Source organism: Sphingomonas sp. (assembly GCF_035555815.1).
Classification (GTDB): Bacteria; Pseudomonadota; Alphaproteobacteria; order Sphingomonadales; family Sphingomonadaceae; genus Sphingomonas.
Genome location: NZ_DATMGG010000034.1, coordinates 1 through 5,078, shown reverse-complemented (window position 1 = coordinate 5,078; position 5,078 = coordinate 1). Strand labels below are relative to the sequence as shown.

The following is a 5,078-nucleotide window of genomic DNA, read 5'->3' as shown; positions in this document are numbered from 1 at the left end:
GCGCGCCGCCCTCGATCGACATGTTGGACACGGTCAGCCGCCCCTCGACCGACATCGCGCGGATCACTTCGCCGGTATATTCGATGACATGGCCGGTGCCCCCCGCCGCGCCGATGCGGCCGATGATCGCCAGCACCACGTCCTTGGGACTGACGCCATAGCCCAGCGTACCGTCGACGCGGACCTCCATCGTCCTGGCCTGCTGGAGCAGCAGCGTCTGGGTGGCGAGGACATGCTCGACCTCGCTGGTGCCGATGCCGAACGCCAGTGCGCCGAGCGCGCCGTGGCAGGAGGTGTGGCTGTCGCCGCACACCAGCGTGGTGCCGGGCAGCGTGAAGCCCTGTTCGGGGCCGACGACGTGGACGATCCCCTGCGCGGCATCCAGCGCGTCGATATATTCGATGCCGAACTCGCGCGTGTTCGCGGCCAGCGCGGCAAGCTGGTTGGCGCTTTCGGGATCGGCGATCGGCAGCGGCCGGCCGGCAGCGTCGACCCGCGCGGTGGTCGGCAGATTGTGATCGGGCACCGCCAAGGTCAGATCCGGCCGGCGCACGCCGCGCCCCGCCGCGCGCAGGCCGGCAAAGGCCTGTGGGCTGGTCACCTCATGCACAAGGTGGCGGTCGATGTAGATCAGGCAGGTGCCATCGTCGCGGCGCTCGATCACATGATCGGCCCAGATCTTTTCGTAGAGGGTGAGCGGTCGGCTAGCCATGCGCGCGCTTTAACCGAATCGTGCGCGACGGCAAGCCGGGAAGCAAGGCTATTGCGGGGGCGCGTTCGCCATCTCGCGCCGAAGATAGGCCTGCACCGCCGTGATCTCCGCGTCGGTCAGTTCGTGGAGCGCGCTGCGCGCCGCGTCGCTCATCATGCCGAGATCGGCCTTGCTCATCCCCACGCCGGTGCGCAGCAGGCGGCGGAAATGCGCCGGATCATAGGCCGCGCCGACCGGCGCGAGCGCGGGCACGGTCTGCTTGCCGTCATCCGACGGCACCGCCTCGAACAGGCGATGGCAGCCGCCGCACGAGGTTTCGACCACGAACTTGCCCGGATCGGGATCGCGGTGGCGTTCGGCGACGGTATCCGGCCGCACGCTGGACGGCAGCGCACCCGTCACGATCAACCCGCGCGCGATCGGGCCGAACCGCATTCTGGAGGTGAAGTCCTCCTCATCGGGCCGCAGGGTGCGCATCCAGCCGATCACCTTGCCCAGATCGTCGTCCGACAGACGGCCCAGCGCCTGCGTCGGCATCACCCACAGCGCGCGACCATCGAAGCCGACGCCGTGCCGGATCGCCCGCGCCACCTCTCCATCGCTGCGCCCGGCGATCACGCGGGCAAAGGCGGGGGCGACGATGCGGCCGAGCAGCGGTTCGTCGACGATCACGCCGCCGTGGCCCTGATAGTGACAGTCCCGGCACCCGGTGAAGGCGGCGATCCGCGCGCCCTCCGCCACGCCGGCGCTGGAGGCATCGGCCGTGATCGCCGGCAACGGCGCCGCACGGGTCTGCCGGATCATCCATTCGGAGGCGCCGTAGAGGATGGCGGTGCCCAGACCGGCGATCGCCACCACCCCAATCACGATCTTGTAGGCCAATCGCATCGTCCGCGCCCCCCGAGGAACAATCCTTCATAGCACGCGCATCGACTCTGCGGGCGAGACATAGACCGCCCGGAAACCGAACGGAAGCGCCGCGATGGCGTGGCCGCCCTATCGCCCTAGCGGTCGAGGGTGGCGATCCACGCCGCCAGCGCGGCGGTGTCGCGCATGTCGCCGGCATAGCGGTGGACCGGCTCCATCGGCACGTTCGATCCGCGATCGCGCCCGCGATAGACCTTCATCGGCACCGCCGCGCGCATCACCCCGCCGGGCAGCGTCGGATTGCGGACGTCCATGTACAGCGTGTCGGCGCTGGTTTCCTGCCCGACCTGGATCGCGCCCAGCGCCGACCACAGATCCGCCGCGTCGAGGCAGGCGGAGGCGCAGCCGGTGTCGGTGACGAAATAGACCCGCGCCGGCGCGGTCGGCGGCGGTGGCGGTGCGGCGCCCTTAGCGGCGGGATCGTCGCCGATATCGTCGGGTTCACGCCACAGCGGCCGCCCCGCCGCGCGCGCCGCCGCGACACCATCGACCAGCGTGCGGAAGTATCGTCTGGCGACCTCGCCGGCGTCGGGCCGGTCGAACTGCGCCTGATAGTCGCGCAGCGTCGCCAGATTGGTATCCGACACCCGCCATTCGACATAGCTGTGATCGGGCAGGCCATCGATGCGCGCCGCGCCCCACAGGATCGTCGCGATCTGGTGCGACCAGTCGGACGATCCGCCGTTATTGCCGCGCAGATCGAGCACGATGCGCGGTGCCCCGACAATCGCGTCGCGATCGGCGGCCAGCGCGGCGATCAGCGGCCGCAGCGCCGCCGCGTCGGCGCCGTCGGGATCGCCGTTGAACCCGCTGAGCGTGAACCAGCGCGTCCCGTCGGGATCGGTCCGCGCGCCGATCGGCTCACGCGCGCGCTGGTTGGTATCGGCCAGCCGCGCGCGATAGGCGGCGGGATCGATCGGCCGCCAGTCGAGCGTCACCGCCCGTTCCCGTCCGTCGACGACGAAGGTGCAGCGCGCCGGCCGGGCGATGAAGGGATTGCCCTGATCGGTGAACAGCGCGCCCCCGGTCAGCGCGCGGCGCGAGGCGAGCATCCACCGCCCGGCGAAGGCGCCGACGTTTTCCGCCGCCAGCCGATCCGCCGGGCGTCCGTCGCACGCCACCAGCCGCGCGCCGAGCGGCACCGGCGCGCGGTCCTCCCGCGTCATCACCACCTGAGCGCCGCGCGCGTCGAAGCCGGTCAGGAAGCCGGGCCATCTAACCGGCAGCGCGCGGCTCTGATCGGCCATGAACACCGCGAGGTGGCCGTCGTCGAAGCGTGCCGCATAGCCGCGCATCGCCGCGAGATAGCCGCCCTCGTCGCGCACCCGTGCCGAGCGTTCGAGCGCCTGCGCCAGCGCGGCGTCGTTGCGCCGGACGAAACCGGGATCGAGCGCGTTGACCGGGCCGGGATGGTTGGCGGCGATATCGTCGTGCAGCGCCTGCGCGTCCCGGCGCAGCGTCGCCGCCCAGTCGCGCGGCGCGGCGTCGGCGGGCGCATCCAGCATCGGGGCGAGCGCGAGCAGCAGCGGGAGCATCGGGATCATGCGCCTTCATGACCCAGGTGTATTATGTTTGCAATACGCTCAGCGCGGATCGCCATGTCGGCGGCAGGAGTCGCTTATGCGCCATCCCGGCGAAAGCTGGAATCCAGCGCAAGCAGCGTCGCCCGCGGCCCCCGATCCCGGATCAAGTCCGGGATGACGCAGAAGAGGACGGATGCCGTCCGAATGAAGACCCGCGCCGGATCAGGCGGCGGCGAGCGCAACCTCGTACTTCGCGGTGGTCTTGGCGGCGATCTCGTCCACGGTCACGCCCGGCGCCAGCTCGATCAGCGCGAAGGGGGACTGGTGATCGGGGCGGGCGAACACCGCCAGATCGGTGACGATCATGTCGACCACGTTCTTGCCGGTCAGCGGCAGCGTGCATTCGGGGATGAACTTGGCGTCGCCGCTCTTGGCGTTGTGCTCCATCACCACGATGATCTTCTTGACCCCGGCGACGAGGTCCATCGCGCCGCCCATACCCTTGATCATCTTGCCCGGAATCATCCAGTTGGCGATGTCGCCGTTTTCCGCGATCTCCATCGCGCCGAGGACCGCCAGGTCGATATGGCCGCCGCGGATCATCGCGAAACTGTCCGCGCTGGAGAAATAGACCGTCGACGGCAGCTCGCTGACGGTCTGCTTGCCGGCATTGATCAGGTCGGGATCGACCTGGTCGGGATAGGGGAACGGACCGATGCCGAGCATCCCGTTTTCCGACTGGAGCGTCACCTGAACCCCGTCGGGGATATGGTTCGCCACCAGCGTCGGGATGCCGATGCCCAGGTTGACGTAGAAGCCGTCGCGCAGTTCCTTCGCGGCACGGGCGGCCATCTCATCGCGGGTCCAGGGCATCTCAGTTCACTCCTTTGGCCGGATCGCTCCAGCGCGTATCGGTTGGAAAGACATCGTCGAACCCGCCCTTCAGGCCGGAGCCGTAGACGGGGTTGGGCAGCAGGAACCAGCCGTTGCCCCACAGGCCGGCCAGCGCCGGGGTCGCCGCCGCCGCGCGCCGCGCCGCCGGGGTCAGCCGGGCATCGCCGAACAAGTCGCTGAAATCGCCGAGCTGATCGCCGACCATCGCCACCACGCAATAGCCGCTGGCGATCGCCCAGCGACGATCGTCCTTGCCCGATCCGCCGCCGTCGTCACCCTTCAGCCACAGCGTCTCGCCATGCTTTGCCGGGCCGAGGCCGGCGTGGGCGATCGCCGCCTCGGTCGCGGCGGCGTTGGCGTTGCTGCGGTTGGAATTGAAGATGACGGTGATGCCGGCGTTGCGCGCGGCGTCGAGCGCCAGCTTCGCGCCCGGCACCGCCGCGACCTTGTCCGCGCCGGTCTGTTCCCAACGCTGCCACCGGGCATCGTCATACGCCTCGCCGCGCTTCGCCGCGTCGCCTTCGTAGCCGAGGTTGAGCACCGCGGTCTCATCGACGTCGAGCACCACCGCGAGCGGCTTGGCGCCGCACGGCTCGAACTGCGGCGCGTCGAGCGTCGATCCGTCGCTCATCACCACCTGGCGCAGCGTGTTCTTGCGGCGATAGGGAATCTGCTGGGTCAGATAGTCGGACAGCGCGCGATAGGCCTGGAGGCTCAGCCCGGCGCTCTCACCCGAGCCGTAGAGATACTGCATCCCCTCCGGCACCGCGACCGTATCGGTCGCCGCCGGGCGCGCGGCGGCGCCGGAGGGCGGCGGCAACTGGGTCGCGCCCTGCACGACCTGCCAGTTGCCCTGCGGCGTCTGGACGCTCTGGGCGGGTGCGGGCGCGGAGGGCGCGGCGGCCGGGGCTTCCGCCCGCTTGTCGTCCATCCGCGACTTGACCACGGCGGAGGCCGCCACGGCCGGAATCACCGCCGCGACGCAGCCGCCGGTCAGCGGCGCCAGCATCAGGACCGCCGCG

Annotated in this window: 5 protein-coding genes; all 5 read right to left on the bottom strand. The window is 70.4% G+C overall.

Features of this window, described 5'->3' with window-relative positions; genetic code table 11:
- The coding region (locus VNR91_RS01995) for an aconitase family protein (protein WP_325489120.1) at nt 1-712 on the bottom strand (712 nt) is incomplete at its 3' end.
- 48 nt (nt 713-760) lie between these two features.
- Nucleotides 761-1,600 carry a c-type cytochrome gene (locus VNR91_RS01990; protein ID WP_325489119.1) on the bottom strand — a complete coding sequence of 280 codons (840 nt, stop codon included), beginning with the start codon at nt 1,598-1,600 and terminating at the stop codon, nt 761-763.
- Between the two features lie 116 nt (nt 1,601-1,716).
- Nucleotides 1,717-3,183: a hypothetical protein gene (locus VNR91_RS01985; protein ID WP_325489118.1), complete on the bottom strand. Its 1,467-nt coding sequence runs from the start codon at nt 3,181-3,183 to the stop codon at nt 1,717-1,719.
- Nucleotides 3,184-3,384: 201 nt separating this feature from the next.
- A complete protein-coding gene (locus tag VNR91_RS01980) occupies nt 3,385-4,035 on the bottom strand; it encodes a CoA transferase subunit B (RefSeq protein WP_325489117.1) in 651 nt (216 codons plus the stop codon).
- A 1-nt stretch (nt 4,036) separates the two neighbouring features.
- Nucleotides 4,037-4,987, bottom strand: a complete 951-nt coding sequence (locus tag VNR91_RS01975) for an HAD family acid phosphatase (RefSeq protein WP_414712362.1) — start codon at nt 4,985-4,987, stop codon at nt 4,037-4,039.
- Between the last annotated feature and the right edge of the window lie 91 nt (nt 4,988-5,078).

Bases quoted from the DNA above. Each gene is read 5' to 3' on its own strand.
- VNR91_RS01990 (WP_325489119.1), bottom strand. From the start codon at position 1,600: ATGCGATTGGCCTACAAGATCGTGATTGGGGTGGTGGCGATCGCCGGT.
- VNR91_RS01985 (WP_325489118.1), bottom strand. From the start codon at position 3,183: ATGATCCCGATGCTCCCGCTGCTGCTCGCGCTCGCCCCGATGCTGGAT.
- VNR91_RS01980 (WP_325489117.1), bottom strand. From the start codon at position 4,035: ATGCCCTGGACCCGCGATGAGATGGCCGCCCGTGCCGCGAAGGAACTG.
- VNR91_RS01975 (WP_414712362.1), bottom strand. From the start codon at position 4,987: ATGGACGACAAGCGGGCGGAAGCCCCGGCCGCCGCGCCCTCCGCGCCC.